Consider the following 25,957-nt stretch of genomic DNA (forward strand, 5'->3'; position numbering starts at 1 on the left):
CCAGCCACATGGGCACACGTTTGTCGGGATGACCCGTCTCCACCTTGCGGCTACAATGCGCGCCATTCGCTGCGGCGCGTCATTTGACAACCCGTGCCAGTCCCTGCCTTGGCAGGTTCAGCCGGGTCCAGCGCTCGCCGCCGCTCTGTCACGCCCGGAAGGAGACACCCATGGGACAGCGCACACCGCTCTATGACCTGCACCTTGCACTGGGCGCCAAGATGGTCGATTTCGGCGGATGGGACATGCCGCTGCATTACGGCTCCCAGGTCGAGGAACACCATCAGGTCCGCCGCGACTGCGGCGTGTTCGACGTCTCCCACATGACCGTCGTGGATGTGGCAGGCCCGCAGGCCAAAGTCTATCTGCAGCATCTGCTGGCCAACGATGTCGAACGCCTGAACGGCCCGGGCAAGGCGCTCTACAGTGCGATGCTCAACGACCGGGGCGGGGTGGTCGACGACCTTATCGTCTATCTCGGCGATGTGGGGCAGGGCCAGGCCGATTATCGACTGGTGGTAAACGCTGCGACCCGCGCCAAAGACCTGGCCTGGATGCAACAGCAAGCGGCCGAATTCGCCGTCGAGCTGAGCGAGCGCAGCGACCTCGCACTGCTGGCAATCCAGGGCCCGCGTGCGCGCAGCAAGACTGCCGAGCTGGTCACCCAGGCCCGCGCCACCTTGATCCATGACCTGAAACCTTTCCAGGGGTTAGCTGAGGGCGACTGGTTTATCGCCCGCACCGGCTATACCGGCGAGGACGGTCTGGAAATCATGCTGCCTGTCGATCAAGCGGTGGGTTTTTTCAACGACCTGGTCGGCGCCGGTATTTCACCGATCGGCCTTGGCGCGCGCGACACCCTGCGCCTGGAAGCGGGCATGAACCTGTATGGCCAGGACATGGACGAACAGGTATCGCCCTTGGCAGCCAATATGGGCTGGACGGTAGCCTGGGAGCCGGCCGTACGGCGGTTCGTCGGCCGCGATGCACTGGCGGCGCAGAAGGCGCGCGGTGGCCAGGCCAAGCTGGTCGGGCTGGTGCTTGAGGAGCGTGGCGTCTTGCGCGCCCACCAGGTGGTGCGGGTCGACGGCGTGGGTGAAGGTGAGATCACCAGCGGCAGCTTTTCCCCCACCCTCAGCAAATCCATCGCCCTGGCGCGGGTCCCAGCTGCAACCGGCGAGCGCGCCGAGGTGGAAATTCGCGGCAAGTGGTACCCGGTACGGGTGGTCAAGCCGACCTTCGTACGCCACGGCAAGGCGCTGATCTGAAGCGCCGATGTCACGATTCTTTAAAGCCCTGCTAAATTTTCCTGACGGCGCGGTCGCCGTCCTGTCCTGAGAGGAACGACAATGAGCACTATCCCCGCCGATCTGCGTTACGCCGCCAGCCACGAGTGGGCGCGCCTGGAAGCCGATGGCAGCGTTACCGTAGGTATTTCCGATCATGCCCAGGAAGCTTTGGGTGATGTCGTCTTCATTGAGTTGCCGGAAGTCGGCAAGACGCTGGCCGCAGGTCAGGAAGCGGGTGTGGTGGAATCGGTGAAGGCCGCTTCCGATATCTACTCGCCCGTCGGCGGCGAAGTGATCGCGATCAACGAAGGCCTCAGCGACAGCCCGGAAAGCGTCAACAGCGACCCTTACGGCAGCTGGTTCTTCAAGCTCAAGCCGCAGAATCCAGCCGAACTGGACAAGCTGCTGGATGCCGCGGCCTACAAAAGTGCAGCCGACAGCGACGCGTGATCTGCAGACCTGCTGCGTACAGCGTGGTGATTCAGGGCGGCTTGGCCGCCCTTTATTTTGCCTGCGGTTCCGCCGCCAGAATCGCGCTGGCCAGTTCGATATCAGAGGCCTGCATCTGCGGGTGTTCAGCGCGCAGGCGCTGCAGCGTCGCCTCCAGATAAGGCCCGCGCACCAGGCCATCGCTGGCGACGAAGGCACTCGCCTCATCGCGCGCCGGAACCATCAGTTTGTTGTCCTTGAAGGTCATGTAGGTGGAGGCGGTAGTCGCTCCGGATGACAGAATGTCGCGCCAGTCGGCGGCGAAGGTCGGCGCGGCTGCGTAGAGCGTTAGGATCAGCAGGTAGGTACGACGCATGGCGATGACTCCTTTGGCTGGGTCTACTAAATGGGAGTCCGGCCTGCGCACGAGGTTCCAGGTCTGGGTTATTCGCCGCTGCTCTGCAAGTAGTGCTGGTACAGCCCATCAATCTGCAGGCCGCCGGTCTGGAGCAAACCATGGCGTCGATAGAACGGCAGATTGCGCGACACCGCGGTCTCCAGCGCCACGTTGCGACACCCTTGCGCCTTCAGCTGCACGAGGCATTGGCTGAGCAGCACGCTGCCCAGGCCGCGGCCCTGCTGGTCGGGCGCGATGGCAATGAATTCGATGCGTGCGCAGCGCGCGTCGATGTGAGCATCGAAGCCGGCGAGCAGCCGATCCAGGCGAGCCAGACAATCATCGCCACAATAGCGACTGATCGCCTGGCCAATGCGCTGCACACTCGCTGCGCTGGGCTGCTGCCCGGCGAGGCTGTAGTAGCAGACGCCGACCAGGCGCTGCGCCTGCCAGACGGCCAGCGTGGGCATCTGGTTGTCACGGTGAAAACGCTGATAGGACACCAGATAGGCGTGACGACGCTTGGCGTAGCCGGTGCGCTCGGCGAACAGGTACCAGCCCAGGCTGGGGTCGGTGGCGAAGGTGAGGTCCAGCAGATCCAGCGCGTCCGCATCCTGCGCCGCTGGCAGCGGCGCCAGGTGCAGGTCGGTCAAGCTACGGCTTCGACGTGCAGAATGACGCCGTCCTGGCCAACGACCCTGACCGCACTGCCGGCGGGCAGCTCAGGTCCGCTGACCAGCCAGAGCGAATCGCCCGCCTTGATCTTGCCGCGCCCGCCGTTGATCGCTTCATGCAGGGTGAACTGGCGGCCGAGCAGTTCGCTGCCGCGGCGATTCAAGCCGGGTTGGTCGGACGGCTTCTCGGCCGTGCGCTGGCGGCGCCACCAGTAAACGGCGGTGAGCACCGAGAACACGGCGAACAGGATGAACTGCCATGCCCAGGGTAGCTCCGGGAACAGGAACGTCAGCACGCCAACACTGGCTGCGGCAATGCCGATCCACAGCAGGTAGCCGCCTGCGCCGAATACTTCGAGGATCAGCATCAGCGTGCCGAATGCCAGCCAGTTCCAGAAGGACAGGTGTTGCAGGTAATCCCACATCGCTTAACCCTTCCGCTCGCCGGAGACGGGGCCAGTGACGGCACTGCCGCCGAAGGTGGCTTTGACGATTTCGCCGATGCCGCCTATCGAACCGATCATCTGGCTGGCTTCCAGCGGCATGAGGATCACCTTGCTGTTGTTGGCGCTGGCCAGATGGCCGAGGGCATCGATGTACTTTTGCGCGACGAAGTAATTGACCGCCTGCACGTTGCCGCTGGCGATGGCTTCGGAGACCACCCGAGTCGCTTCAGCTTCGGCGCCGGCAGCGCGCTCGCGGGCTTCGGCTTCGAGGAAGGCTGCCTGACGCTGGCCCTCGGCCTCGAGAATCTGCGCCTGCTTCTTGCCTTCGGCGGTGAGGATGGCAGCCGCGCGCAAGCCCTCGGCTTCGAGAATCTGCGCACGCTTGATCCGCTCGGCTTTCATCTGCCCGGACATGGCCGCCATCAGGTCGGCCGGCGGGCTGATGTCCTTGATTTCGATACGGGTGATCTTGATGCCCCAGGGGGCAGTGGCTTCGTCGACGGTCTTGAGCAGTCGCTCGTTGATGCCGTCGCGCTGGCTAAGCATGGCGTCCAGCTCCATGGAGCCGAGCACGGTGCGGATGTTGGTCATCACCAGGTTGCGGATCGCGTGCTCGAGGTTGTTCACCTCGTAAGCGGCCTGGGCCGCATTGATCACCTGGAAGAAGCACACGGCGTCGATCTGCACGGTGGCGTTGTCGGCGGTGATGACTTCCTGCGGCTCGATATCCAGCACGCTTTCCATGACATTGAGCTTGCGGCCGATGCGGTCCATCACCGGCACGATGATGTTCAGGCCTGGCTTGAGCGTGTTGGTGTAACGGCCGAAGCGCTCCACTGTCCATTCGGACCCCTGCGGTACGACCTTGAACCCCATGAAGACCACAGCGACTGCCAGGCCGACGAACAGAAAGATGACGCTGCCGATTTCCATTAAAGACTCCATATCCGTGGGTAACGCCTGTTGTGCGAGTTGGGTGTGCTGCAGTCATTTGTCCCGGCAGCCACAGCCGGACTCGGGGCCGCGGCCGGCCTGGTTCAGGTCGGTCGAGCGAAGCGGGTACGGATGGCTAGAGTAAAGCGCAAAAGTGGCGTTATTGCTGCGCAGACGCCGAGACGGCGTGGCTCACTTCTGCTCGCTTTGCGGGGTGACGCGCAGCACTTCCTCAATGGTAGTGAGTCCGGCGGCAACTTTCTGTGCGCCAGATAGCCTTAGGCTGCGCATACCTTCCTTAAACGCGTGACGGCGCAAGGAAATCAGATCGGTATCGGCCGTAATCATCGGCTTCAGCCCGTCGTTGAGCACCATGATCTCGTACACCCCGGCGCGCCCCCGGTAGCCGGTATCCCGGCACTCCAGACAACCCACGGCGCGGTGCGCACCGGTTGGCGGCGGCGAGCTCCAGGGTTTTGTCAGGCTCTGCCAGTCGTCCTCGCTGATTTCATGGGGCGCCTTGCAGTGGGGGCACAGGGTGCGTACCAGGCGCTGGGCCATGACCCCGAGCAACGTCGCCTTGAGCAGGTAATGTGGCACGCCAAGTTCAAGCAGGCGGGTGATGGCACTGGGTGCGTCATTGGTGTGCAGGGTTGAGAGCACCAGGTGACCGGTCAGCGCCGCCTGGATCGCCATTTCAGCGGTTTCCAGGTCACGGATCTCACCGACCATGATGATGTCCGGGTCCTGCCGCATCAGGGCGCGTACACCGCTGGCGAAGGTCAGGTCGATGTTGTTCTGCACCTGCATCTGGTTGAAGGCGCTCTCGATCATCTCGATCGGGTCTTCGATGGTGCAGACGTTTACCTCGTCGGTGGCCAGCTGCTTGAGCGTGGTATACAGCGTGGTGGTCTTGCCCGAGCCGGTCGGGCCGGTCACCAGAACGATGCCGTTCGGCTGCCCGGTCATGGTCGTCCAGCGCTTCAGGTCGTCGGGGGAGAATCCCAACTGGTCGAAGCTTTTCAGCAACACTTCCGGGTCGAAAATCCGCATCACCATCTTTTCGCCGAACGCGGTGGGCAGGGTCGACAGGCGCAGCTCGACTTCGCCGCCATCCGGAGTCTTGGTCTTGACCCGGCCGTCCTGCGGCTTGCGCTTTTCCGCGACGTTCATTCGCCCCAGGCTTTTCAGGCGGCTGACGATGGCCATGGTCACCTGGGGCGGGAATTGATAGACCGTGTGCAGCACGCCGTCGATGCGAAAGCGCACGCTGCCCTGCTCGCGGCGCGGCTCGATATGGATATCGCTGGCGCGCTGCTGGAAGGCGTACTGGAACAGCCAATCGACGATATTGACGATATGCGCGTCGTTGGCGTCCGGCTCCTGATCCTGAGCGCCGAGGTTGAGCAGTTGTTCGAAGTTGCCGACTCCGCTGACCTTGGTATCCCCCGCGCTGGCGCCGGTAACCGACTTGGCCAGGCGATAGAACTCCACGGTGAAACGTTGGATATCCAGCGGATTGGCGACCACGCGCTTGATGGGCCGCTTCAGCACATGGGTCAGGTTGGCTTCCCAGCTGCGCATCAGCGGCTGGGCGCTGGCAATGGTGACGCTCTCGCTGTCCACCGCCACCGCGAGGATCTTGTGGCGTTGGGCGAATGCGTAGGACATCAGCGGCGTGATCGCCGCAACGTCGATTTTCAGCGGGTCAATACGCAGATAAGGCTGGCCGGTAAATTCGGCAAGCCATACGGTGAGGTATTCCAGGTCGAGTTTCTTGCCGGGCCGGCTGAGGTCGTCCAGTTGCTGGGCCGCGAGAAACTCCAAGGGGTGCTGCTGATTGTTCACCGCGCTACGGCGAATGGTCAGGCATTGCTCGGCGTTGTCCTGAGCGACTCGTCCCTGGGCGACCAGCTCGCGCAACAGGTCGTTGAAATCCAGCAGACGATCAGGGGCGTTCGAGGCTAATGCAGACATGGGACTCCTTGCGAATCGGGCGGTAAGCGGCAAGCTTAGAGCGGCACGCGGAAAACTGCTGCGTGCCACCGCATAAAACGCGCTGGCCGTGGCCTTACTTGAGCAGCGTTCTCCAGGCTTTCAGCGAGGCCACGGTCTGTGCCTGTGCCTGCCGCGCGGCCAGCAACTCGGGGTCAATCGGGCGGTGGGCCAGTTCGCCGAGCTTGCTCAGTTCACCGTACAGGCGATCGACTTCCGGCACGTCGAGCACGTCACGGGCCAGGCGCAGCCAGATCAGCAAGCGCTCGATGCGCGGCAGTTGTTCAGCCAGGTCTTCGGGCTGTTGCTGGTAGCGCACCAGTTGCAGGGCCTGACCTTCTTCCTTGATCAGGGTCGCCAGCCAGTTGCCCAGCGGTGCGGCGCCCTGTCGGTTGCCGCGGTTGTTGCGCGCAGCGGTCCAGTCACGGGCGAGCAGCCAGCGCGAACTATTCAGCGAAAACTGACCCCAGCGGGTGTTTTCCAGTTCAGCTGCGAACAGCGCCGGCGCGGCCTGGCGCATCGACTCCTCGGTCTGGCCGGCGAGCACCCGTGGCCGCCAGTCAGCGAGCAGGCCATCGAGAAGCTGGCGCAGGTCGCTGCTGCTGCTGCGCGGCGCCGCTTGGCCGAGGCTGGTAATCAACGCGCGCAGGCCAATCAGTTGCTCAAGCCAGTCGCTCAGCAGGCGCCAGTGACCGTTGAAACGGTATTGCTCGGCCAGGCGCTGGCTGCTGGCGAGCAGGTGCCAGGCCAGAGCGGCGAAGCTGTCATCCAGGCTGTGCTCGGCCGTCAGCGCAGGTGTTGGCAGATTGAGCGCATAGCTGCTGGCGTCGAACAGGCGATAACCGCGCTCGGCTTTGCTGATATCGCATGGCATCAATGGCAGGTCGGCGGCCAACTCTGCAGCCAGTTCCAGCAGCGCGTCGGGTTCGCCCTGGCGCAGCTCCAGTTCCAGCTCGCAGATCGGCTCTTCCTGGCCATTGGCGATGACCTTGCCCAGGTCCAGCGCCGCTTCGATTTGCACCTTGGCTTTGCCGCGGCCCCAGGCGATGTCGGCGCGCTGGCGCACGAAGTCGGTGGTGAAGATCGGCTGCAGCAGGCTCTTGTCGAGATCCGCCAGCGCGGCTGGCCAGCAGCTGTCGTCGAGCTTGCTCAGGTCCAGCTCGGCGCCGCTCAGGTACCAGTCCCACTCGTTGCGCTCGGAGAGTCCCGCAACGCTCTGGCCGCGGCTCTTCAGGGTCTGGATGACCTGGTCGCCATCACGGCGCAGGCGCAGGGCGACCTTGGCGTTGGCCAGGTCGCGCGCGGGGGTGTCGAAGTACTGGTTGAGCAGATCGCGTTGCTCCCAGCCATTCTTGTTGCGCTTCTTCAGCAACGGATGGTCACGCAGCGCCGCGAGGGTTTGCTGGCTGACCCGCAGTTTGATTTCGGTTTCTTTATTCATCGGTATCTACATTTTGATGTGCGATTTCAGCCGATTGAGCGCGGCGTGAATGCGGAGTGCTGATCGGCGAGTGGCGGGCCGTGTTTTCGGCCAGCCGGGAAACATGCTGGGTGATGTGGGTGTGCCGCTCGGGCACGTCCTTGTTGACGAATGAAGCGGCGGCGATGGTCGCACCATCGCCGATGCGCAGACCGTCGCCGATGATACAGGCGTTCGCCCCCACGCTGACGTTGTCGCCAATCACGATGGGCCCGCCGTCGTCGTCGCGCTGGCCGATGGTGGTGTTCTGGAAAATGCTGAAATTCTTGCCGATGATCGCCTTGCGCGTGATCACGATGCCCACCGGGTGGGGAATGAACAGGCCCTCGCCGATCTGCGTTTGCAGGGGGATTTCGATGCCGAATCGCTCGCTGATACGGTCGCTGAGGCGGCGGGCGCGGTTACGCCAGAAGCGTGAGCCCGACTGATCGAGAAACTGGGCGAACCGGTACCAGAACAAGTAGCGATAACGTGACCGCTGGCGGTACTTGACCAGCAGCCGTCGCCAGGAAAAGCGCTTGTGCTCGCCACCGAGCAGTTCGATATGCCAGTAGCGCTTCAACTGCGCGAATGTCATGTAGCGACCCTCTGTATCGTCTGCCGGGCGTTTATCGCTGAACGCCAAGCGTGAAATGTGACAGTTCGATGACCTGCGCTGGCGAGCCCTGGGAGCGGGCCGTATACTTGCCGCCTTTCCAAAACCAGGGTTCACCCTATGCCAATCAATCCCTTTGTCAGCCTGTTCGGCCGCTCGCCTATTGGCCCTATGCAGCAGCATATCGCCAAGGCTCATGAGTGCGCGGCGAATCTCGTGCCCTTCTTCGACGCCGTGATGGCCGAGAACTGGGCTGAGGTGGAGCAGGTGCAGCAGGAGATGGTGCGTCTGGAGAAGGAGGCTGACAAGCTCAAGAAGAGCGTGCGTTTGCACCTCCCGAAGAGCCTGTTTCTACCGGTACCGCGCTCGGATCTGCTCGAGCTGCTGAGTGTACAGGACAAAATAGCCAACCGCGCCAAGGACATCGCCGGCCTGATGCTGGGCCGCTGCATGACGATTCCACCCGGCTTGCAAGCGCTGATGCGGCCGTATGTACAGCGCACCGTGGACGCCAGCGCCCAGGCGCTGAAGGCAATGAAGGAGCTGGACTCCTTGCTCGAAACCGGCTTTGCCGGCCGCGAGGCAACGCTGGTCGAGACCATGATCATGGAGCTGGACGATATCGAGGAAGATACCGACCGCTTGCAGATCGACGTGCGTCGCCAGCTGTTCAAGCTCGAGAAGGAACTGCCGCCCATCGATGTGATGTTCCTCTATCAGATCATCGAGTGGATTGGCGATGTCGCCGACCGTGCCCAGCGTGTGGGCAACCGACTGGAACAACTGCTGGCGCGCTAGGCGCCAGTGTCCTTTCTGGGATCAACGGAATTTATTTATGTCTTTGATTGCGGACTACGGCTTCGTACTCCTGGTACTGGCTTGCCTATTCGGTTTTTTCATGGCCTGGGGCGTGGGTGCCAATGACGTGGCGAACGCCATGGGCACCTCGGTCGGTTCCCGTGCGCTGACCATCAAGCAGGCGATCTTCATCGCCATGATCTTCGAGTTCTGTGGCGCTTACCTGGCCGGCGGCGAAGTGACCGAAACCATCAAGAACGGCATCGTCGATGCCGAGGCGATAACGCCTGACCTGATGGTGCTGGGCATGATGTCGGCGTTGCTGGCAGCCGGTACCTGGCTATTGATCGCCACCAGCCGCGGCTGGCCGGTATCCACCACCCACTCGATCGTCGGCGCGGTCATCGGTTTCGCCGCCGTCGGTGTCTCGGTGGAGGCCGTGCAGTGGTCGGCGGTTGGCCCGATCGTCGCCAGCTGGGTGGTAACCCCTGTGCTCTCCGGGCTGGTCGCGTTCGGCCTGTTCATGAGCGTGCAGAAGCTGATCATCAACACCGACAACCCCTTCCTCAACGCCAAGCGCTTCGTGCCGCTGTACATGTTTGCCACCGGTTTCATGGTGGCGATCATGACGCTGACCAAAGGCCTCAAGCACATTGGCCTGGAGCTCAACAGCAATCAGAGCCTGCTGCTGGCCGCCGGTGTCGGTGCGCTGGTCATGCTGCTGGGCATCGCACTGCTGAGCCGGATCAAGATCGACGTCGAGGCCGACAAGGATTTCCATTACGCCAGCGTGGAAAAGGTCTTCGCGGTATTGATGGTCTTCACGGCTTGCTCCATGGCCTTCGCCCACGGCGCCAACGATGTTGCCAACGCGGTCGGGCCGCTGGCAGCGATTGTCGGCGTGATCCAGTCGGGCGGTGATCTCACCATTGGCGCCAAGTCCGCAGTGCCGGGCTGGGTTCTGCTGCTGGGCGCCGTGGGTATCGTTATCGGCCTGGCCACCTATGGCTACAAGGTGATCGCCACCATCGGTAAGGAAATCACCGAACTGACCCCCAGCCGTGGTTTCGCCGCCGAACTGGCGACCGCCACCACGGTCGTGAGCGCATCGGCCATCGGCCTGCCGGTTTCGACCACCCATACCCTGGTTGGCGCGGTGCTGGGTATCGGTATCGCTCGTGGTATCGGGGCGCTGAACCTGGGCGTGATCGGTTCGATCTTCATGTCCTGGCTGATCACCCTGCCGGCAGGCGCCGGCCTGTCGATTCTGTTCTTCTACATCCTGCGCGGCATCTTCCTCTAGGTCGCACCGCCGTCCTTGGCGGTTCCATCTCGGCGAGCGATGGCCCTATCATGGGCCTCGCTTGCGGAGATCGTCGATGAACCTGCCGTCCTTCAAAGAACAATTCGCCGCGCTGATTGCAGCGCCTTCGGTGAGTTGCACCCAGGCCAATTGGGACCAGAGCAACCGCCCGGTCATTCAGTTGCTGGCCAACTGGCTTGGCGATCTCGGTTTCGCCTGCGACGTGCAGGAAGTTTCTCCCGGCAAATTCAACCTGCTCGCCAGCTACGGCAGTGGCCCAGGCGGTCTGGTGCTTGCCGGCCATAGCGACACCGTGCCCTTCGATGCGGCGTTGTGGCAGACCGATCCGCTCAAGCTCACCGAGGTCGACGGCCGCTGGGTCGGCCTCGGCAGTTGCGACATGAAGGGGTTTTTCGCGCTGATCATCGAAGCGGTGCGCCCCTTGCTGGAACAGCGCTTCCGGCAGCCGCTGCTGGTTCTCGCCACCTGTGATGAGGAAAGCTCCATGGCCGGCGCTCGCGCCCTGGCAGCTGCCGGACGGCCGCTGGGGCGTGCGGCGGTGATCGGCGAGCCGACGGGCCTGAAGCCGATCCGCCTGCACAAGGGGATCATGATGGAGCGCATCGACATCCTCGGGCAGAGCGGCCACTCCTCCGACCCGACGCTTGGCCATAGCGCCTTGGAAGCAATGCAGGATGTGATGCTCGCGTTACGCGACCTGCGCGCGCAGTGGCAGCGCGAATTCAACAACCCGCAATTCGGCGTGCCGCAGCCGACCCTGAATTTCGGCTGCATCCACGGCGGCGACAACCCTAACCGCATCTGCGGTCAGTGCTCCTTGGAGTTTGATCTGCGCCCACTGCCGGGCATGCAAACGGAAGCGCTGCGCGCCGCGATCAGGCAGAAACTGCAGCCGCTGGCCGAGCAGCACCGGGTCGCGATCGACTTCGCACCGCTGTTCCCCAGCGTGGCGCCCTTCGAGGAGCGCGCCGACGCGGAACTGGTGCGGGTGGCGGAACGTCTTACCGGGCATGCCGCCGCGGCAGTGGCATTTGCCACCGAAGCGCCTTATCTTCAGCAGCTTGGCTGCGAGACCCTGATTCTGGGGCCCGGCGATATCGATTGCGCGCACCAGCCCGGCGAATACCTGGAAATGTCACGCCTTGAACCGAGCGTGCGTCTGCTACGTGAGCTGATCAACCATTACTGCCTGAATCCCGCCCCGCTATGACCTGTGAAGCCAGGAGGAGAGAACGCGTGAAGCTGTTTCAACTGCGACGATAAATCCGCTGCCACCGGCTGTTCGTCTGGCGCCTAGCCGCGCCCATCATGCGCTCTACGACTTTCATAGGTTATCTTCACCATGCACGACTACGTCAATTGGCTGCGCCACGCTTCGCCCTACATCAATGCCCATCGCGATTGCACCTTTGTGGTGATGTTGCCGGGGGAGGGTGTTGAACACCCGAATTTCGGCAATATCGTTCACGATCTGGTGCTGCTGCACAGCCTCGGCGTGCGCCTGGTGCTGGTGCATGGCTCACGGCCGCAGATCGAAGCGCGCCTGAATGCACGCGGCCTGACCCCGCATTTCTACCGCGATCTGCGGGTGACCGACGGCCCGACCCTGGAGTGCGTGATCGACGCAGTCGGGCAGCTGCGGATCGCCATCGAAGCGCGCCTGTCGATGGACATGGCGGCCTCGCCGATGCAGGGTTCGCGGCTGCGCGTAGCCGGCGGCAATCTGGTGACCGCGCGGCCGATCGGAGTGGTCGAGGGGGTCGATTATCACCACACCGGCGAAGTACGCCGGATCGATCGCAAGGGCATCGGCCGCTTGCTCGACGAGCGCAGCATCGTGTTGCTGTCGCCGCTGGGGTACTCGCCGACCGGGGAAATCTTCAACCTGGCCTGCGAGGACGTCGCCACCAGCGCGGCCATCGAGCTGGGTGCCGACAAGCTGCTGCTGTTCGGTGCCGAACGCGGCCTGCTGGACGAGGAGGGCAAGCTGGTGCGCGAACTGCGGCCTCAGCAGGTGCCGGCGTACCTGGCGCGGCTGGGCAACAGCTACCAGGCGGAACTGCTCGACGCGGCGGCGCAGGCCTGCCGTGCCGGGGTGAAGCGCGCGCACATGGTCAGTTATGCCGACGATGGCTCGCTGCTGACCGAACTGTTCACCCGTGATGGCGGCGGTACCCTGGTCGATCAGGAACAGTTCGAATCCTTGCGCGAAGCGAACATCGGCGATGTGGGCGGCCTGATCGAGCTGATCAGCCCGCTCGAAGAGCAAGGCATTCTGGTGCGGCGTTCACGGGAAGTGCTGGAGCGCGAAATCGGCCAGTTCAGCATCGTCGAACGCGACGGCCTGATCATCGCCTGCGCGGCGCTGTACCAGATCGCCGACTCGGACTTCGGCGAACTCGCCTGCCTGGCCGTCAATCCGGCCTACCGGCATGGCGGCCGCGGTGATGAATTGCTAGAAAGAATCGAGGAGCGGGCGCGGGCCCAGGGTCTGAAAACCTTGTTCGTGCTTACCACACGAACCGCCCACTGGTTCCGCGAGCGTGGCTTCGTGCCAAGCAGCGTTGACCGTCTGCCAGCGGCCAGGGCGTCGCTGTACAACTTTCAGCGCAATTCCCAGGTGTTCGAGAAGACGCTCTAGGATGAATGGGTTCGGGACATTCAAGTCCGAACCAGCGGCAGGTTGGAAATGGGTGGGCTGATCAGGCGATTTTCTGCTTGTGCAGCAGGTGCTGCTCCCGCCCATCGTCCCAGCCGGCTTCCCAGGCGGCGGCAAGCACGGCTGCACTGTGGCCGTGACCGCCGTTGGGCTGCCCCGTCAGGCCGGCCATGTAACCCTGCTGGTAGACCTTGTTGAGGCTTTCCAGGCTCCATTGATGATCATCGGGTTGAACGTCGGACTCCATGGGCGTAGCTCGTGTTGATCTCCTCAATCCATGCTAGCCCTGCTTCGCCCGGCTGTCTGAACCGTTGGTCTTGCCTTTTACACCGCCGACGGCTTCTGTGACGCGGCTCGCTATACCGCCATGGCCAGAATACTGGCCTGGTAAGCAGCGGCGAAGCTGTCGAAATCGCCTTCCTCGCCAGCCTCGAGCTCGACCTGATCGGCCAGCGACTTTGCCGCCGCTGCTTCGAATGCCAGCTGCTGCGCCTGGCTTAGCGGCTTGTCGCGGAAATACTGGGCGTGCTCCTTGCTGTGGCGCAGGGCGAACTGGCTGAAACTCTCGCCTTGCTGCAACTGCGCCAGCACCTGGGCCGATGGCGTCAGGTTAGGGTCTTCGATTTTCGCGCGCTGCGCCTGCAGGGCACGCTGATGGGCGTCGCCCGTCAGGCTCTGGTCGAGCAGGTCGGCCAGCGGCTGAATCTGCTCAAGCAGTTCATGGGCCCAGGTCTGCAAGGCTACGGGGCCATCGCCGCGCTGCAGCTGCAAACCGGGACGGCGTCCTTCCTTGACCACGCTGAGGAAGTTGTCGGTGCAGGCGTGGCATTCGCGGCTTTCCAGCAACGGGCTGTCCTGCAGGGCGCAGAACAGCAGGAACGCGTCGAGGAAGCGCGCTTCGCTCAGGTCGATGCCCAGTGGCAGGAACGGGTTGATATCCAGGCAGCGAACTTCGATGTACTGCACGCCACGGGCCATCAGCGCCTGGATCGGCCGTTCGCCGCTGTAGGTCACGCGCTTGGGGCGGATGTTCGAGTAATACTCGTTTTCGATCTGCAGCACGTTGGTGTTGAGCTGCAGCCATTCGCCGTCTTTCTTGCTACCCACTTCGACGTACGGCGGATAAGGCGTGGCGACGGCCTTGCGCAGGCTGTCGGTGTAGCTGGCCAGGTTGTTGTAGCAGGGCGTCAGGCCGGCCTGGGCATTGCTCTGGTAGCCCAGGTCGCTCATCCGCAGGCTGGTTGCGTAAGGCAGGTAGAGCGTATCTGCGTCGAGCTGCTGCAACTGGTGCGGGCGCCCGCGCAGGAATCCTGCATCGATCGCCGGCGAAGCACCGAACAGGTACATCAGCAGCCAGCTGTAGCGGCGGAAGTTGCGGATCAGGGCGATGTAGCGCGCCGACTGATAGTCCCGCGCGCTGCTGGTATCGCCCTCGGCCTGCTGCTGCAGCTGCCAGAGCTGCTCGGGCAGGGAGAAGTTGTAGTGAATCCCGGCGATGCACTGCATGGTCTTGCCGTAGCGAAGCGCCAGGCCCTTGCGGTACACGTACTTGAGCCGGCCGATATGGGAATCGCCATAGCGGGCGATGGGGATCTGTTCTTCCTCCGGCAGCGCGCCGGGCATCGACGGGCTCCACAGGTATTCGCCATCGAGCTTGCTGTAGGCGAAGCGATGGATATCGTCGAGGCTGGCTAGGGTTTCGGCCGCATCCGCCAGCGCCGGCGTGATGAACTCCAGCAGTGACTCGGAGTAGTCCGTGGTGATCTGCGGGTGGGTCAGCGCCGAGCCCAGCGCCATCGGGTGCGCGGTCAGCGCCAATTGGCCGTCACCGTCCACGCGCAGGCATTCACGCTCGATACCGTGCAGGCATTGGGAAAGCAGGGAGAGGTTGGCGCGCTCGCCGAGCAGGGCCAGGCGGCGGGAGAACAGGTCGCTCAAGATTGCATTCCTTCACGCATCGGTCGCCCCAATATGGGGGTGGGTCAGGCTGTCTACAAGGGGCAACGACAGCGTCTTTCTGCGCAGGTGATGCCTGCATCGACGCTGTTGATCTTGCTACCTGGATCGGCTGGCTGATTGCTGCCAGTTATAACCCAGCTGCGCGTCCGGCAGTTATACGCAGGCGAAGGTCGCTTGCGCCTTGGCGACCAGTTTTTCGCCCTGGCGCACCTCGGCTTCGATCACCTGGGTTCGCCGGCCGCTGTGCACCATCCAGGCGCGACAGAGCAACTCGCCTTCGCTGACGCTGCGAATATAGTTGATCTTGCATTCCAGGGTGACGCTGCTCGGGGCTCCGTCGGTCAGGCTGTGGCTGGCCTGGCCCATGGCGGAATCGATCAGCGAAAACAGCGCGCCGCCGTGCAGCTTGCCGTGCAGGTTGCGCAGGCCGTCGTGCATGCTCAGGCGCAGTACGGCTTCGCCACCCTCGGCCTTGACGATCTCGAGGCCGAGCAGGCGGCCGAAGGCGCTGCTCTTGCCAATTGCCTCCGCGGCCTCGCTCATCGCTACTTTCTCATCTGCTTGGCGTTGGCGAACAACGCGGCCATGCCGGCGTTGGCCGGTGCCGGCTTGTCCTGGCTGGTGTGACGTTCGCTGCGCGGCGCGTTGCCCCGCGCTTGTCCGCCACGCGGCGCGCCGCGTGCGCCTTCGACCTTCTCGCCGGGGGTGTCGCCCATGCGCATCGACAGGGCAATGCGGTTACGCGGGATATCCACCTCCATCACCTTGACCTTGACCACATCGCCGGCCTTGACCGCTTCGTGCGGGTCCTTGATGAATTTCTCCGACAGCGCAGAGATATGCACCAGGCCGTCCTGGTGCACGCCGATATCGACAAAGGCGCCGAAGTTGGTGACGTTGGTCACCACGCCTTCGAGGATCATGCCCAGCTTGAGGTCGTTGAGGGTTTCCACACCGTCCTGGAATTCGGCGGTCTTGAACTCGGGGCGCGGGTCGCGGCCCGGTTTTTCGAGTTCGGCGAGGATGTCGCCGATGGTCACCAGGCCGAAGGTTTCGTCAGTGAACTTCTTCGGATCGAGGCGCTTGAGGAAGCTCGCATCGCCGATCAGCGAGCGGATATCACGGCCTGTATCGGCGGCGATGCGCTGCACCAGCGGGTAGGTTTCCGGGTGCACGGCGGAGGCGTCCAGCGGGTTTTCGCCATTCATCACGCGCAAGAAGCCGGCGGCTTGCTCGAACGTCTTGTCACCCAGGCGCGGCACCTTCTTCAGTGCGTCGCGGGTCTTGAACGCGCCATGGGCGTCGCGATGGGCAACGATGTTCTGCGCCAGGGTCGTGTTAAGCCCGGAGATGCGCGCCAGCAGCGCCACTGAGGCAGTGTTCACATCGACGCCGACGGCATTCACGCAGTCTTCCACCACTGCATCGAGCGAGCGCGCCAGCTTGAGCTGGGACACGTCATGCTGGTATTGGCCGACGCCGATGGATTTCGGGTCGATCTTCACCAGTTCGGCCAGCGGGTCTTGCAGGCGGCGGGCGATGGACACCGCGCCACGAATGGAAACGTCGAGGTCGGGGAATTCCTTGGCGGCCAGTTCCGAAGCGGAATACACCGAGGCGCCGGCTTCGCTGACCATCACCTTGGTCATGTTCAGGCCGGGGTATTTCTTGATCAGCTCGGCGGCCAGCTTGTCGGTTTCGCGGCTGGCGGTGCCGTTGCCGATGGCGATCAGGTCGACCGAATGCTTGGCGCACAGCGCGGCGAGCACGGCGATGGTCTGGTCCCACTGGTTTTTCGGCACGTGCGGGTAGACGGTGGCAGTGTCGAGCAGCTTGCCAGTGGCATCCACCACCGCGACCTTGCAACCGGTGCGCAGGCCCGGGTCGAGGCCCAGGGTCGCGCGCGGGCCGGCCGGGGCGGCCAGCAGCAGGTCATGCATGTTGCGGGCGAATACCGAAATGGCTTCGTCTTCCGCGCCTTCGCGCAGTTCGCCGAGCAGGTCGGTTTCCAGGTGGGTGTAGAGCTTGACCTTCCAGGTCCAGCGCACCACCTCTGCAAGCCACTTGTCGGCCGCGCGGTTCTGGTTGGCGATGTCGAACCGCTCGGCGATCATGCCTTCGCAGGGGTGCATGCTGCCGGCTGCTTCGTCGCCGACCTTCAGGCTGGCGCTGAGAAAACCCTCGTTGCGGCCCCGCAGAATCGCCAGAACGCGGTGCGAAGGGGCACTTTTCAGCTTTTCGTCGTGCTCGAAGTAATCGCGGAACTTGGCGCCTTCCTCTTCCTTGCCGGCGACCACGCGGGCACTGAGGGTGGCGTTGTCCTTGAGGAAGCCGCGCAGGTTGCTGAGCAGGGTGGCGTCTTCGGCGAAACGCTCCATCAAGATGTATTTGGCACCTTCGAGCACGGCCTTGTTATCGGCGAAGCCTTTCTCGGCGTCGATGAAGCGCGCGGCCTCGGTTTCCGGGTTCAGCGTCGGGTCGCCGAACAGTGCGTCGGCCAGCTCGCCGAGGCCAGCTTCCAGGGCGATCTGGCCCTTGGTGCGGCGCTTCTGCTTATAGGGCAGGTACAGGTCTTCGAGGCGGGTCTTGGTGTCGGCCAGGTTGATTTCGCGGGTCAACTCCGGGGTCAGCTTGCCCTGTTCCTCGATGCTGGCGAGGATGCTGGCACGGCGATCATCGAGCTCGCGCAGGTAGCGCAGGCGCTCTTCCAGGGTGCGCAACTGCGTATCGTCCAGGCTGCCGGTGACTTCTTTACGGTAACGAGCGATGAAAGGCACGGTCGAACCTTCATCGAGCAACGCCACGGCGGCTGCGACCTGTTGCGGGCGTACGCCCAGCTCTTCGGCGATGCGGTTGTTGATGCTGAGCATAAAAAGCTATCCACACTGGAACGAAAAACCGGCCACGCAGACGGCGGGCCAGACGAGAACGCCGCGCATTATAAACACCGTGGCACGGCGTGCTGCGCAGCAGCCGGGGAAAAATCTGCTAACAATGGACACCACGCCGGCATGGGTCGCTGAGCCATAATGCGGCAGTTGGAGCTGCAGGCATTCGCTGAATGCCGCAGATTCTTGGTCAAGGAGCCCCTATGAGCAGCACTGCACTTCCGGTTGAAGGCGAAAAAATCCTGGTCGTCGACGACGACGCCCGCTTGCGGCGATTGCTTGAGCGCTTCTTCGACGAGCAGGGATATCGCGTCCGCGCGGTGGAAAACGTCGAGCAGATGGACCGTCTGCTGTCGCGCGAGCTGTTCCACCTGGTGGTGCTCGACCTCATGCTGCCGGGCGAGGACGGGTTGTCCGCCTGCCGCCGCTTGCGTGCGGCGAACAACCAGGTGCCGATCATCATGCTCACGGCCAAGGGCGACGAAGCCAGCCGGATCCAGGGGCTGGAACTGGGCGCCGACGATTACCTGGCCAAGCCGTTCAACCCGCGCGAGCTGCTGGCACGGATCAAGGCCGTGCTGCGCCGCCAGACGCCGGTGGTGCCGGGTGCTCCGGGCAGCGAAGACGAAAGCGTCAGCTTCGGCGAGTACGAATTGTCCCTGGCGACCCGCGAGCTGAAGAAAGGCGACGAAGTGCACATGCTCACCACTGGTGAGTTCGCCGTGCTCAAGGCCCTGGTGCAGCACGCCCGCGAGCCGCTAACCCGCGACAAGCTGATGAACCTGGCCCGTGGCCGCGAGTGGGATGCCCTGGAGCGCTCCATCGACGTGCAGATATCCCGCCTGCGCCGGCTGATCGAGCCGGACCCGTCCAAACCGCGCTATATCCAGACGGTCTGGGGCGTGGGTTATGTATTCGTGCCGGATGGCAACAAGTAGCCAGTAGGGTGGATGGCGCGTTGTTCATCCACCAAGACTTCCGCTCGGTGGATCGATGAGGCGCGATCCACCCTACGACCCCATCGAGTCGCCATGAAAACCCCTGTCTGGTTTCCGCAAAGCTTCTTCTCTCGCACCCTGTGGCTGGTGCTGATCGTGGTGCTGTTTTCCAAGGCGCTGACCCTGGTTTATCTGATGATGAACGAGGACGTGCTGGTCGATCGGCAATACAGCCACGGTGCGGCGCTGACGCTACGGGCTTACTGGGCCGCCGCCCCGGAAGACAGGCCGACGATCGCGGCGGCGGCGGGGCTGAAGCGGGTTCCCCACGATGCGGTGCCGGCCAGCGAGCAGCACTGGCCCTATAGCGAAATCTTCCAGCGGCAGATGCAGTCCGAACTCGGGCCGGACACGGAGGTGCGGTTGCGCGCCCACAGCCCGCCGGCGTTGTGGGTGCATGCGCCGACCCTGGGCAACGAGTGGTTGCGAGTGCCGCTGTATCCCCATCCGCTGCGCGGCCAGCGCATCTGGAATGTTCTGGGCTGGTTTCTGGCAATCGGCCTGCTGTCGACGGCAGCGGCCTGGATTTTCGTTCGCCAGCTCAGCGCGCCGCTCAAGCGCCTGGTTTTCGCTGCCCGGCAGATCGGCCAGGGGCGCAGCGTACGTTTGCCGGTAGGCGATACGCCGAGTGAAATGACCGAGGTGTACCGCGCCTTCAACCAGATGGCCGAGGACGTCGAGCAGGCCGGCCGCGAGCGCGAGCTGATGCTGGCCGGCGTCTCGCATGACCTGCGCACACCGCTGACGCGCCTGCGTCTGTCCCTTGAATTGCTCGACAACGACTCCGAGCTGACCGAAGACATGGTGCGCGATATCGAGGACATGGACGCGATCCTCGACCAGTTCCTCGCATTCATACGTGACGGCCGCGACGAACCGGTGGAGACGCTCGACCTGCTCAATCTGATTCGCGAAGTGGTCGCCCCCTACAACCAGCAGCAGGAGCTGGTGCGGCTGTGCCTGGAGCCGGTGCCGGAATTTCCGCTGCGGCGGATTTCGATCAAGCGCCTGCTGGTTAACCTGATCGAGAACGCCTTGCGCTATGGCGGCAATGCGGTCGAGGTGGCGGTGTCGCTGTCCGGCGACTGCAGCGCACCCTACGTGGTACTCAGCGTGCTCGACCGAGGCGCGGGAATCGACCCGGCCGAATTGGGCAGCATCATCAATCCGTTTATCCGCGGCGACCGCGCCCGGGGTGGCCAGGGCGCCGGCCTCGGCCTGGCGATCGTCAAACGCATTGCGGCGCTGCACGGCGGCAGCGTCGAACTGCGCAACCGTTCCGGCGGCGGCCTGGAGGCGCGGGTGTGCCTGCCGCTGGGCCTGCTGCTGCCGCGCGATGCGGCATAGGCATACGCATAGCGCCGTCCTGTCTGGCGAATATGCTCAACAGGACGCCACCGATGGAACCAGCCGGCGTCTCGTTGCCACTCAGGCCACTGCACATCCTTACTGCGATGTGCGCGAGATTGGCGCCGCGCTCAACCAGCATGCGCTCGCGCTGTCATAGATAGCCGCTGCCTCGCCCGGCTGGCTTCGGCCCCGTTCAACCGTTTCAGGAGAACCGCCCATGACTCAGATGCTGCTCTATAAGGACGTCAAACGGCTGAATCGCGATGAGCACAAGTCGTTACGGCTTCACAGCCTGGGCAACAGTGAGTTCGCGGCCGGTACCCATATGGTGCCCCTGGCCGGCCTCGAGTTCTTTCAGGCCGCGCGCCACTACCCGATCCTGTTCGTCGGCGACGAACAGCCGATGCCGATTGCCCTGCTCGGCCTCGAAGAAGGCCACAACGGTTTTGTCGACGGCAATAAACAGTGGTTGGCCAATACCTATATGCCGGCGTTCGTGCGGCGTTATCCGTTCGTGCTGGCGCAGGACAGCGCCGCCGAGTTCACCATCTGCTTCGACGCGGCCTACGCTGGCTGGAACGAGCGCGAAGGCAAGCAGCTGTTTGGTGATGATGGCAGCAACAGCGAATACCTCAACGAGATGCTTGGCTTCCTGCAGCAGTTCACCCTGGAGATGGTGCGCACCCGTCTATTCGTTGACACGCTCAAGGCACTTGGCCTGCTGACGTCACGTTCGCTGGAGCTGACCCACAGCAATGGCGAGCGCTTTACCCTGAGCAATTTCCAGATGGTCGATGAAGAGAAATTTCTTCAGCTCGACGATGCCCAGGTGGTCGACCTTCATCGTGCGGGTTATCTCGGCTGGATCTACGCGCACCTGATGGCGCTGGGCAATGCTGATCAGCTGTTTGAAAGCTTTCTCGCCAGGCGCGCGACACAGTCGACCCGTCACTGAACGGCTGAGCTAAAGGCGCACGAACGAACTGGCGGGTAGCTGGCGGTCAGTCTAGGCAACACGGCTGCCGCCGCTGAGCCTGTGATGATTGGGGTCGCCCGACAGCCTGGCTGGGCGATGAGGCTGTCACACGTAGGCAGCCTGCGCTGAGGCTTCCGATTGCTGGTAGGGCATTTTTTCCATGGCCTCGGGCGCACGCGGTGTCAGAGGCAGGCCATAGAGTTTGACGTCGCAACGCACCTCACCAAAGCGCGCGATCTTTGGCATATGCCCCCACAGTTCGCCGCCAAAGCCACTGGCCATGTGCTTGCTGGCTTCATTCTTGTCGATCACCCAGGCCACCAGGGTTTCGAAGCCATAGCGTTCGGCGAGGATCACCGAAGCCTGGCCAAGACGGATGCCCATGCCTTTGCCGATATAGTCGTGGCGCACGTAGATCGATACCTCGCCGGTCAGGCGGCACGCCTGTGCGCCCCAGCAGAAGCGGTTTACCGTCATCCAGCCGATCACCTCGCCGGCGCGCTCCAGCACATACACCGGGTCGCCTTCCTTCACATAGAAGTCGATGAAAAACGTCATCTCCTTGACCGACAGCGGCCGGACGACGGGCGAGTTGGCGCCGGTGGCGGCGGTTTCGTTGAAGATTTCGGTCATCGCCTCGAGGTCAGCCTCGGTGTAGCGGCGAATGCCTCGCGGCAGGTGTTTGCGCCCGGCGATACGGTTCATGCGCGGACCTCCTGGTACACGCTGCGCTTGAGGTGCTCGCGCGCGCGCGACAGGCGCGAGCGCACCGTGCCAATCGGAATACCCAGGGTTTGCGCGGTGTCACGGTAGCTGCCGTCCGCCTCAATGGCGGTGTGCAGGGTGTCGCGCATTTCCTGGGGCAGGCGAGCCATGGCGCTGAGGGTGCGTTCGAGCATCCGACGCGACTCGAATTCCAGGCTCGGATCCATGCTCTGCTCGTGAACATGGGCGTCGGCGTCATCGAAGGCGCTGTGCTGCGGTTGCGCATAGAAGCGGCGGAAGTGGTTGCGGATCAAATTCATGGCAATGCCGCACAGCCAGGTGTCGGGCTTGGCTTGTCCGTTGAATTTTTCGCGGTTGCGCCAGGCTTCCAGGTAGGTCAGCTGAAGCAGGTCTTCGGCATCTTCAGGGTTGAGTACGCGCTTCTGGATGAAATGGCGCAGTTTGCGCTCATGACTCAGGTCGAACTTGATCGCAGCAAACGGCGACGGGTGACGGTCGCAGGACGTGCTCAGGGTCAAATCCTTCATGGTGGCTTTTCCTCAAGAATCGGTAGAGGTCGGCAGGCTGCCGACAAAAAAACCACAGCATGAGCTATGCCACCGTGCTTAGCGTTCGCAACACCATGATTGATAAGATAAATATTATTTTGACATCAATTCTGGCTGTGCAGATTCTTGCAAAGCGAGGCGTTTGCTTGTGCCAAATCTTGCTCGATTTGCCAGAGCGCGGTGGCGATGGAACCGTTTGCGTGGCGCAGGCCACTCAGGGGTAATTCCGCAATCGATGACCTGCCGACTTTCATGAAAATCGACGCGTCCAGCACGGCTCAAACCCTGCAGAACCTCGCCCAGGCCGCCACCTTTGGTGCCGCCAAGGGCGCGCCTGTCGCGGTCCAGGCGCATGCCATGGAAGAGGTCGGCATGCTGTTCAGTCAGAACGTCGAGCGCAGCAGCAAGGCGCTGAGCAAGCGTCAGCTCGACATGGCGGGCGCCGAGCCGCGCACGGCGAAAGTCGAAAAGCTCGAAGTCATCAGCAAGTGGTACAGCCAGCTCGGCCATCCTGGGCAGGTCAGCCTGGTGGCGCTGGCCCAGCGCTCGACCCAGCTGCTGCACCAGCAGCCCACGCTGGGTGCGGTTCTGCACCTGAGCGAAGGCGACCCGGCGCGCGCCGATCTGGTCCTGCAAGCCGCCACCGTGATGGCTGAAAGTGAAGGCCGCAAGCGCGAAGCAGCGCTTGCCCGCGAGTACCTGGCGCGCCTGCGCAAGGCCTACCGCGCGCAGATCGACGCGGGCATGAACATCGCCGAAGCGCTGCTGGCAACCGGCGGCGACCCGGCACTGCGCCAGGCGGTGCGTCAGCTGTATTACAACACCGTGGTGCTCAAGCAATCGCTGCCGGGCATGATGCAGGCGCTGCTCGGCCTGTTTGGCGAGCAGGATTTCGACAGCGGTCTGCAGACGATGCGACGTGCCCTGGCCGACGACATCGCCGCTGAAAACCCGTCACGGCCCTCGGGAAAATTGCGCACCCTGCTGCTGGGCCTGAATGCCTCCAGCCACCTCGGCAGCGTGTTGCAGAGTTGCCGCGGCTTATTGGAGCGGTTGGCTTCGAGCCGGCTGGAGCAGCAGCTCAGCGCCGTGGCCTTGCTGCAACGGCTGGTGGGCTATGCCGCAGGCGGTTTCAGCCCCGCCGAAGCGCAGCGCCTGGGGCGTGAGCTGGGCGGTGAGCAGGCGCACGCGCAGTTGGTCTCGCTGAACGCGCTCTACCCGTTGATCCAGCGCCTGCCGCTGCCGCTGTGGCGCGACGGCAAGAGCCGGCAGAACGCGCTGAAGAACCTGCTGGCTCTGATGGACCAGCGCTCACGCCATGAGCCGCGTGCGCAGGCGGTGGTGCCGGTGATTGCAGGGGTGGCCCGATGATCGCCTTGCTCAATCGTATCGCCCTCGCCGCCGTGCGCCGTACCGAAGTGGTCGGCGCCTTCGTCGTACTGGCCATCGTGTTCATGTTCATCATGCCGTTGCCGACCTGGCTGGTGGACATCCTGATCGCGGTGAACATTTGCATTTCCTGCCTGCTGATCGTGCTGGCGATGTACCTGCCGCGGCCGCTGTCGTTTTCCTCGTTCCCGGCGGTGCTGCTGCTGACCACCATGTTCCGCCTGGCCTTGTCGATCGCCACCACCCGCCTGATTCTGCTCGACCAGGACGCCGGCCATATCGTCGAGGCGTTCGGCAACTTTGTGGTGGGCGGCAACCTGGCGGTCGGTCTGGTGATTTTCCTGATCCTGACCGTGGTCAATTTTCTGGTGATCACCAAGGGCTCGGAGCGGGTCGCCGAAGTGGCGGCACGCTTCACCCTGGATGCCCTGCCGGGCAAGCAGATGTCGATCGACAGCGACCTGCGCGCCAACCTGATCGACGTCAACGAGGCGCGTCGTCGGCGCGAGCAATTGTCCAAGGAGAGCCAGCTGTTCGGTGCCATGGACGGTGCGATGAAGTTCGTTAAAGGCGATGCCGTAGCGGGCCTGGTGATCGTGGTGATCAACCTGATCGGGGGCTTCACCATCGGCATGATGCAGCACGACATGGGCGCCGGCGAGGCGATGGAGCTGTACTCGGTGCTGACCATCGGTGACGGCCTGATCGCGCAGATTCCCGCGCTGCTGATCTCCCTCACCGCGGGCATGATCATCACCCGCGTGTCGCCGGACAACCAGATCGGGGGCAGCAACATCGGCCGGGAGATCGCCGAACAACTGATGAGCGAGCCCAAGGCCTGGGTCATCGCGGCCGTCGGCATGCTCGGGTTTGCCGCGCTGCCGGGAATGCCGACCCTGGTGTTCATCGTGATTGCGCTGATTACCGGGAGCATGGGCATCGTTCAGCTCTGGTTGCGCTCGCGGGCCAGCGAGGCGAGTCGAGCTGGAGCGCAGGGAGGATCGGCCAAGGGCCAGGATGATCAGGAAGACCTGCGCAGTTTCGACCCGTCGCGCGCCTATCTGCTGCAGCTGGCCAAGACGCAGCAGGACAACCCGGCCGCCCAGGCGCTGCTGCGCGCCCTGCGGCAGAAACGCAACGGGCTGGTAACGGGCTTCGGCCTGACCCTGCCGCCCTTCGAGCTCGAGTTCAGCGGCGCGCTCGCCGACGACGAGTTCCGCTTCTGCGTACATGAAGTCCCGATGCTCAAGGCAACCTTCGGTGAGCGCCTCGCCGTCGCCCGCGGACCCTTGCCGGCCGAGCCGATCGATGGACTGGTAGGGAGCGTCGAGCGCGATGAGCAGCAGTGGTTGTGGTTGCGTCCAGACGACCCGCTGCTGGCCGATGAACGTATCGAAGCGATTCCGGCCCAGGAGCTGATCGTCGAGCGCATGGGGCGCGCGATGCTGGCCACCGGGCCGCAGTTCCTCGGCCTGCAGGAAAGCAAGTCGATTCTCAGCTGGCTCGAAGCCGGGCAGCCGGAACTGGTACAGGAGCTGCAGCGGACCATGCCGCTGGCCCGCTTCGCCGCCGTGCTGCAGCGCCTCGCCGGCGAGGGTGTGCCGCTGCGCGCGGTGCGCCTGATCGCCGAATCGCTGATCGAGCACGGCCAGCATGAGCGTGACGTGGCCGCCCTGACCGATTACGCGCGCATTTCGCTGAAAGCGCAGATCTACCACCAGTACTGCGAAGCCGACGGCCTCAATGTCTGGCTGCTCGACCCGGAAAGCGAAGGGCTGCTGCGCGATGCGTTGCGCCAGACCCAGACCGAAACCTTCTTTGCCCTGGAGAGCGAACACACCCAGGCCCTGGTCGCGCAGCTGCGCCAGGCTTTCCCGCTGCGCGCGAAAAAAATCGCGGTGTTGCTGGTCGCCCAGGACCTGCGCAGCCCGCTGCGCAATTTATTGCACGACGAATTCAACCACGTGCCGGTGCTGTCGTTCGCCGAGCTGCTGAGTACTGCACAGGTCAAGGTGCTCGGGCGCTTCGACCTGTCCCAGGTGCAACTGGCCCGCAGCGAAGTGGCCTAGGCGATGGCCAGCACACGGCATGGCAGTAACGCGGG

At 63.6% G+C, this 25,957-nt stretch carries 25 protein-coding genes; 12 read left to right on the forward strand and 13 right to left on the reverse strand.

All coding sequences use genetic code 11. The annotated features are described in order from the left end of the window. The first annotated feature begins 170 nt into the window (after positions 1 to 170). Both gcvT and gcvH read left to right on the forward strand, forming a co-directional pair. Entirely contained in the window at positions 171 to 1,268 is a 1,098-nt protein-coding gene (gene gcvT / locus ACX0MV_RS16935) for a glycine cleavage system aminomethyltransferase GcvT (protein WP_458983690.1), read from the forward strand. Between the two features lie 81 nt (positions 1,269 to 1,349). Next, complete coding sequence (gcvH, locus tag ACX0MV_RS16940) at positions 1,350 to 1,739, forward strand: glycine cleavage system protein GcvH (RefSeq protein WP_458983691.1); 390 nt, start codon at positions 1,350 to 1,352, stop codon at positions 1,737 to 1,739. Between the two features lie 52 nt (positions 1,740 to 1,791). Here gcvH and ACX0MV_RS16945 read toward each other — a convergent pair whose 3' ends face one another. The 7 genes from ACX0MV_RS16945 to ACX0MV_RS16975 all read right to left on the reverse strand — a co-directional run bounded on the left by ACX0MV_RS16945 (position 1,792) and on the right by ACX0MV_RS16975 (position 8,220). Continuing rightward, complete coding sequence (locus tag ACX0MV_RS16945) at positions 1,792 to 2,094, reverse strand: DUF2388 domain-containing protein (protein WP_458983692.1); 303 nt, start codon at positions 2,092 to 2,094, stop codon at positions 1,792 to 1,794. Positions 2,095 to 2,162: 68 nt separating this feature from the next. Then, the gene (locus tag ACX0MV_RS16950) at positions 2,163 to 2,768 is read right to left on the reverse strand and encodes a GNAT family N-acetyltransferase (protein ID WP_458983693.1); all 606 of its coding nucleotides are present in this window, start codon (positions 2,766 to 2,768) and stop codon (positions 2,163 to 2,165) included. Then, the gene (locus ACX0MV_RS16955; protein ID WP_458983694.1) at positions 2,765 to 3,214 is read right to left on the reverse strand and encodes an NfeD family protein; all 450 of its coding nucleotides are present in this window, start codon (positions 3,212 to 3,214) and stop codon (positions 2,765 to 2,767) included. Before ACX0MV_RS16955 ends, ACX0MV_RS16950 begins: the two co-directional genes overlap by 4 nt. A 3-nt stretch (positions 3,215 to 3,217) precedes the next feature. Further along, the gene (locus ACX0MV_RS16960) at positions 3,218 to 4,168 is read right to left on the reverse strand and encodes an SPFH domain-containing protein (protein ID WP_458983695.1); all 951 of its coding nucleotides are present in this window, start codon (positions 4,166 to 4,168) and stop codon (positions 3,218 to 3,220) included. A gap of 192 nt (positions 4,169 to 4,360) precedes the next feature. Further along, entirely contained in the window at positions 4,361 to 6,145 is a 1,785-nt protein-coding gene (gene tfpB / locus ACX0MV_RS16965; protein WP_458983696.1) for a type IV pilus assembly ATPase TfpB, read from the reverse strand. A 94-nt stretch (positions 6,146 to 6,239) separates the two neighbouring features. Then, positions 6,240 to 7,604 carry a CYTH domain-containing protein gene (locus ACX0MV_RS16970; protein ID WP_458983697.1) on the reverse strand — a complete coding sequence of 455 codons (1,365 nt, stop codon included), beginning with the start codon at positions 7,602 to 7,604 and terminating at the stop codon, positions 6,240 to 6,242. Next, positions 7,597 to 8,220, reverse strand: a complete 624-nt coding sequence (locus ACX0MV_RS16975; protein WP_458983698.1) for a serine O-acetyltransferase — start codon at positions 8,218 to 8,220, stop codon at positions 7,597 to 7,599. Before ACX0MV_RS16975 ends, ACX0MV_RS16970 begins: the two co-directional genes overlap by 8 nt. Positions 8,221 to 8,358: 138 nt before the next feature. On the opposite strand from ACX0MV_RS16975, the gene ACX0MV_RS16980 reads away from it, so the two are divergent. From ACX0MV_RS16980 to argA, 4 genes are all read left to right on the forward strand, one after another. Further along, positions 8,359 to 9,036 (forward strand): TIGR00153 family protein, encoded by a 678-nt coding sequence (locus ACX0MV_RS16980; RefSeq protein WP_458983699.1) that lies wholly within the window; start codon positions 8,359 to 8,361, stop codon positions 9,034 to 9,036. 37 nt (positions 9,037 to 9,073) lie between these two features. Continuing rightward, the gene (locus tag ACX0MV_RS16985) at positions 9,074 to 10,339 is read left to right on the forward strand and encodes an inorganic phosphate transporter (protein WP_458983700.1); all 1,266 of its coding nucleotides are present in this window, start codon (positions 9,074 to 9,076) and stop codon (positions 10,337 to 10,339) included. A gap of 76 nt (positions 10,340 to 10,415) precedes the next feature. Further along, positions 10,416 to 11,570 (forward strand): acetylornithine deacetylase, encoded by a 1,155-nt coding sequence (gene argE, locus ACX0MV_RS16990; protein ID WP_458983701.1) that lies wholly within the window; start codon positions 10,416 to 10,418, stop codon positions 11,568 to 11,570. A 132-nt stretch (positions 11,571 to 11,702) separates the two neighbouring features. Continuing rightward, positions 11,703 to 13,001: an amino-acid N-acetyltransferase gene (gene argA / locus ACX0MV_RS16995; RefSeq protein ID WP_458983702.1), complete on the forward strand. Its 1,299-nt coding sequence runs from the start codon at positions 11,703 to 11,705 to the stop codon at positions 12,999 to 13,001. Positions 13,002 to 13,062: 61 nt separating this feature from the next. On the opposite strand, the gene rmf is transcribed toward argA, so the two are convergent. The 4 genes from rmf to ACX0MV_RS17015 form a co-directional block, all read right to left on the reverse strand. Next, the gene (gene rmf / locus ACX0MV_RS17000; protein WP_458983703.1) at positions 13,063 to 13,266 is read right to left on the reverse strand and encodes a ribosome modulation factor; all 204 of its coding nucleotides are present in this window, start codon (positions 13,264 to 13,266) and stop codon (positions 13,063 to 13,065) included. 110 nt (positions 13,267 to 13,376) lie between these two features. Next, positions 13,377 to 14,957, reverse strand: a complete 1,581-nt coding sequence (gene gshA / locus ACX0MV_RS17005; protein ID WP_458983704.1) for a glutamate--cysteine ligase — start codon at positions 14,955 to 14,957, stop codon at positions 13,377 to 13,379. A gap of 174 nt (positions 14,958 to 15,131) precedes the next feature. Then, the gene (locus tag ACX0MV_RS17010) at positions 15,132 to 15,521 is read right to left on the reverse strand and encodes a PaaI family thioesterase (protein ID WP_458983705.1); all 390 of its coding nucleotides are present in this window, start codon (positions 15,519 to 15,521) and stop codon (positions 15,132 to 15,134) included. A 2-nt stretch (positions 15,522 to 15,523) separates the two neighbouring features. Continuing rightward, positions 15,524 to 17,848 carry a Tex family protein gene (locus ACX0MV_RS17015; protein WP_458983706.1) on the reverse strand — a complete coding sequence of 775 codons (2,325 nt, stop codon included), beginning with the start codon at positions 17,846 to 17,848 and terminating at the stop codon, positions 15,524 to 15,526. 221 nt (positions 17,849 to 18,069) lie between these two features. On the opposite strand from ACX0MV_RS17015, the gene ompR reads away from it, so the two are divergent. From ompR to ACX0MV_RS17030, 3 genes are all read left to right on the forward strand, one after another. Further along, positions 18,070 to 18,804 carry an osmolarity response regulator transcription factor OmpR gene (ompR, locus tag ACX0MV_RS17020; protein WP_458983707.1) on the forward strand — a complete coding sequence of 245 codons (735 nt, stop codon included), beginning with the start codon at positions 18,070 to 18,072 and terminating at the stop codon, positions 18,802 to 18,804. Between the two features lie 93 nt (positions 18,805 to 18,897). After that, positions 18,898 to 20,211, forward strand: coding sequence for an ATP-binding protein (locus ACX0MV_RS17025; protein WP_458983708.1), 1,314 nt, complete (start codon positions 18,898 to 18,900; stop codon positions 20,209 to 20,211). Between the two features lie 220 nt (positions 20,212 to 20,431). Then, positions 20,432 to 21,169 carry a SapC family protein gene (locus ACX0MV_RS17030; RefSeq protein ID WP_458983709.1) on the forward strand — a complete coding sequence of 246 codons (738 nt, stop codon included), beginning with the start codon at positions 20,432 to 20,434 and terminating at the stop codon, positions 21,167 to 21,169. Positions 21,170 to 21,295: 126 nt separating this feature from the next. Here ACX0MV_RS17030 and ACX0MV_RS17035 read toward each other — a convergent pair whose 3' ends face one another. Further along, positions 21,296 to 21,895, reverse strand: coding sequence for a GNAT family N-acetyltransferase (locus ACX0MV_RS17035; RefSeq protein WP_458983710.1), 600 nt, complete (start codon positions 21,893 to 21,895; stop codon positions 21,296 to 21,298). Beyond that, positions 21,892 to 22,443: an RNA polymerase sigma factor gene (locus tag ACX0MV_RS17040; RefSeq protein WP_458983711.1), complete on the reverse strand. Its 552-nt coding sequence runs from the start codon at positions 22,441 to 22,443 to the stop codon at positions 21,892 to 21,894. Before ACX0MV_RS17040 ends, ACX0MV_RS17035 begins: the two co-directional genes overlap by 4 nt. Positions 22,444 to 22,502: 59 nt before the next feature. Here ACX0MV_RS17040 and ACX0MV_RS17045 point away from each other — a divergent pair, with 59 nt between their 5' ends. From ACX0MV_RS17045 to sctV, 3 genes are read left to right on the forward strand one after another with little or no spacing between them, the layout of a single operon-like run. Next, on the forward strand, positions 22,503 to 22,688 hold the full coding sequence (locus tag ACX0MV_RS17045; RefSeq protein WP_458983712.1) for a hypothetical protein: 186 nt from the start codon (positions 22,503 to 22,505) through the stop codon (positions 22,686 to 22,688). A 28-nt stretch (positions 22,689 to 22,716) separates the two neighbouring features. Continuing rightward, positions 22,717 to 23,835: a type III secretion system gatekeeper subunit SctW gene (gene sctW / locus ACX0MV_RS17050; protein WP_458983713.1), complete on the forward strand. Its 1,119-nt coding sequence runs from the start codon at positions 22,717 to 22,719 to the stop codon at positions 23,833 to 23,835. Further along, positions 23,832 to 25,922, forward strand: coding sequence for a type III secretion system export apparatus subunit SctV (gene sctV, locus ACX0MV_RS17055; protein ID WP_458983714.1), 2,091 nt, complete (start codon positions 23,832 to 23,834; stop codon positions 25,920 to 25,922). Before sctW ends, sctV begins: the two co-directional genes overlap by 4 nt. The last annotated feature ends 35 nt before the right edge of the window (positions 25,923 to 25,957 follow it).

The organism is Pseudomonas cistanchae, from assembly GCF_054483635.1.

Excerpts from the sequence above, each read along its gene's own strand:
- gcvT (WP_458983690.1), top strand. The coding sequence starts at position 171 with ATGGGACAGCGCACACCGCTCTATGACCTGCACCTTGCACTGGGCGCC.
- gcvH (WP_458983691.1), top strand. The coding sequence starts at position 1,350 with ATGAGCACTATCCCCGCCGATCTGCGTTACGCCGCCAGCCACGAGTGG.
- ACX0MV_RS16945 (WP_458983692.1), bottom strand. The coding sequence starts at position 2,094 with ATGCGTCGTACCTACCTGCTGATCCTAACGCTCTACGCAGCCGCGCCG.
- ACX0MV_RS16955 (WP_458983694.1), bottom strand. The coding sequence starts at position 3,214 with ATGTGGGATTACCTGCAACACCTGTCCTTCTGGAACTGGCTGGCATTC.
- ACX0MV_RS16960 (WP_458983695.1), bottom strand. The coding sequence starts at position 4,168 with ATGGAAATCGGCAGCGTCATCTTTCTGTTCGTCGGCCTGGCAGTCGCT.
- tfpB (WP_458983696.1), bottom strand. The coding sequence starts at position 6,145 with ATGTCTGCATTAGCCTCGAACGCCCCTGATCGTCTGCTGGATTTCAAC.
- ACX0MV_RS16970 (WP_458983697.1), bottom strand. The coding sequence starts at position 7,604 with ATGAATAAAGAAACCGAAATCAAACTGCGGGTCAGCCAGCAAACCCTC.
- ACX0MV_RS16975 (WP_458983698.1), bottom strand. The coding sequence starts at position 8,220 with ATGACATTCGCGCAGTTGAAGCGCTACTGGCATATCGAACTGCTCGGT.
- ACX0MV_RS16980 (WP_458983699.1), top strand. The coding sequence starts at position 8,359 with ATGCCAATCAATCCCTTTGTCAGCCTGTTCGGCCGCTCGCCTATTGGC.
- ACX0MV_RS16985 (WP_458983700.1), top strand. The coding sequence starts at position 9,074 with ATGTCTTTGATTGCGGACTACGGCTTCGTACTCCTGGTACTGGCTTGC.
- argE (WP_458983701.1), top strand. The coding sequence starts at position 10,416 with ATGAACCTGCCGTCCTTCAAAGAACAATTCGCCGCGCTGATTGCAGCG.
- argA (WP_458983702.1), top strand. The coding sequence starts at position 11,703 with ATGCACGACTACGTCAATTGGCTGCGCCACGCTTCGCCCTACATCAAT.
- rmf (WP_458983703.1), bottom strand. The coding sequence starts at position 13,266 with ATGGAGTCCGACGTTCAACCCGATGATCATCAATGGAGCCTGGAAAGC.
- ACX0MV_RS17010 (WP_458983705.1), bottom strand. The coding sequence starts at position 15,521 with ATGAGCGAGGCCGCGGAGGCAATTGGCAAGAGCAGCGCCTTCGGCCGC.
- ACX0MV_RS17015 (WP_458983706.1), bottom strand. The coding sequence starts at position 17,848 with ATGCTCAGCATCAACAACCGCATCGCCGAAGAGCTGGGCGTACGCCCG.
- ompR (WP_458983707.1), top strand. The coding sequence starts at position 18,070 with ATGAGCAGCACTGCACTTCCGGTTGAAGGCGAAAAAATCCTGGTCGTC.
- ACX0MV_RS17025 (WP_458983708.1), top strand. The coding sequence starts at position 18,898 with ATGAAAACCCCTGTCTGGTTTCCGCAAAGCTTCTTCTCTCGCACCCTG.
- ACX0MV_RS17030 (WP_458983709.1), top strand. The coding sequence starts at position 20,432 with ATGACTCAGATGCTGCTCTATAAGGACGTCAAACGGCTGAATCGCGAT.
- ACX0MV_RS17035 (WP_458983710.1), bottom strand. The coding sequence starts at position 21,895 with ATGAACCGTATCGCCGGGCGCAAACACCTGCCGCGAGGCATTCGCCGC.
- ACX0MV_RS17040 (WP_458983711.1), bottom strand. The coding sequence starts at position 22,443 with ATGAAGGATTTGACCCTGAGCACGTCCTGCGACCGTCACCCGTCGCCG.
- ACX0MV_RS17045 (WP_458983712.1), top strand. The coding sequence starts at position 22,503 with ATGAGCTATGCCACCGTGCTTAGCGTTCGCAACACCATGATTGATAAG.
- sctW (WP_458983713.1), top strand. The coding sequence starts at position 22,717 with ATGAAAATCGACGCGTCCAGCACGGCTCAAACCCTGCAGAACCTCGCC.
- sctV (WP_458983714.1), top strand. The coding sequence starts at position 23,832 with ATGATCGCCTTGCTCAATCGTATCGCCCTCGCCGCCGTGCGCCGTACC.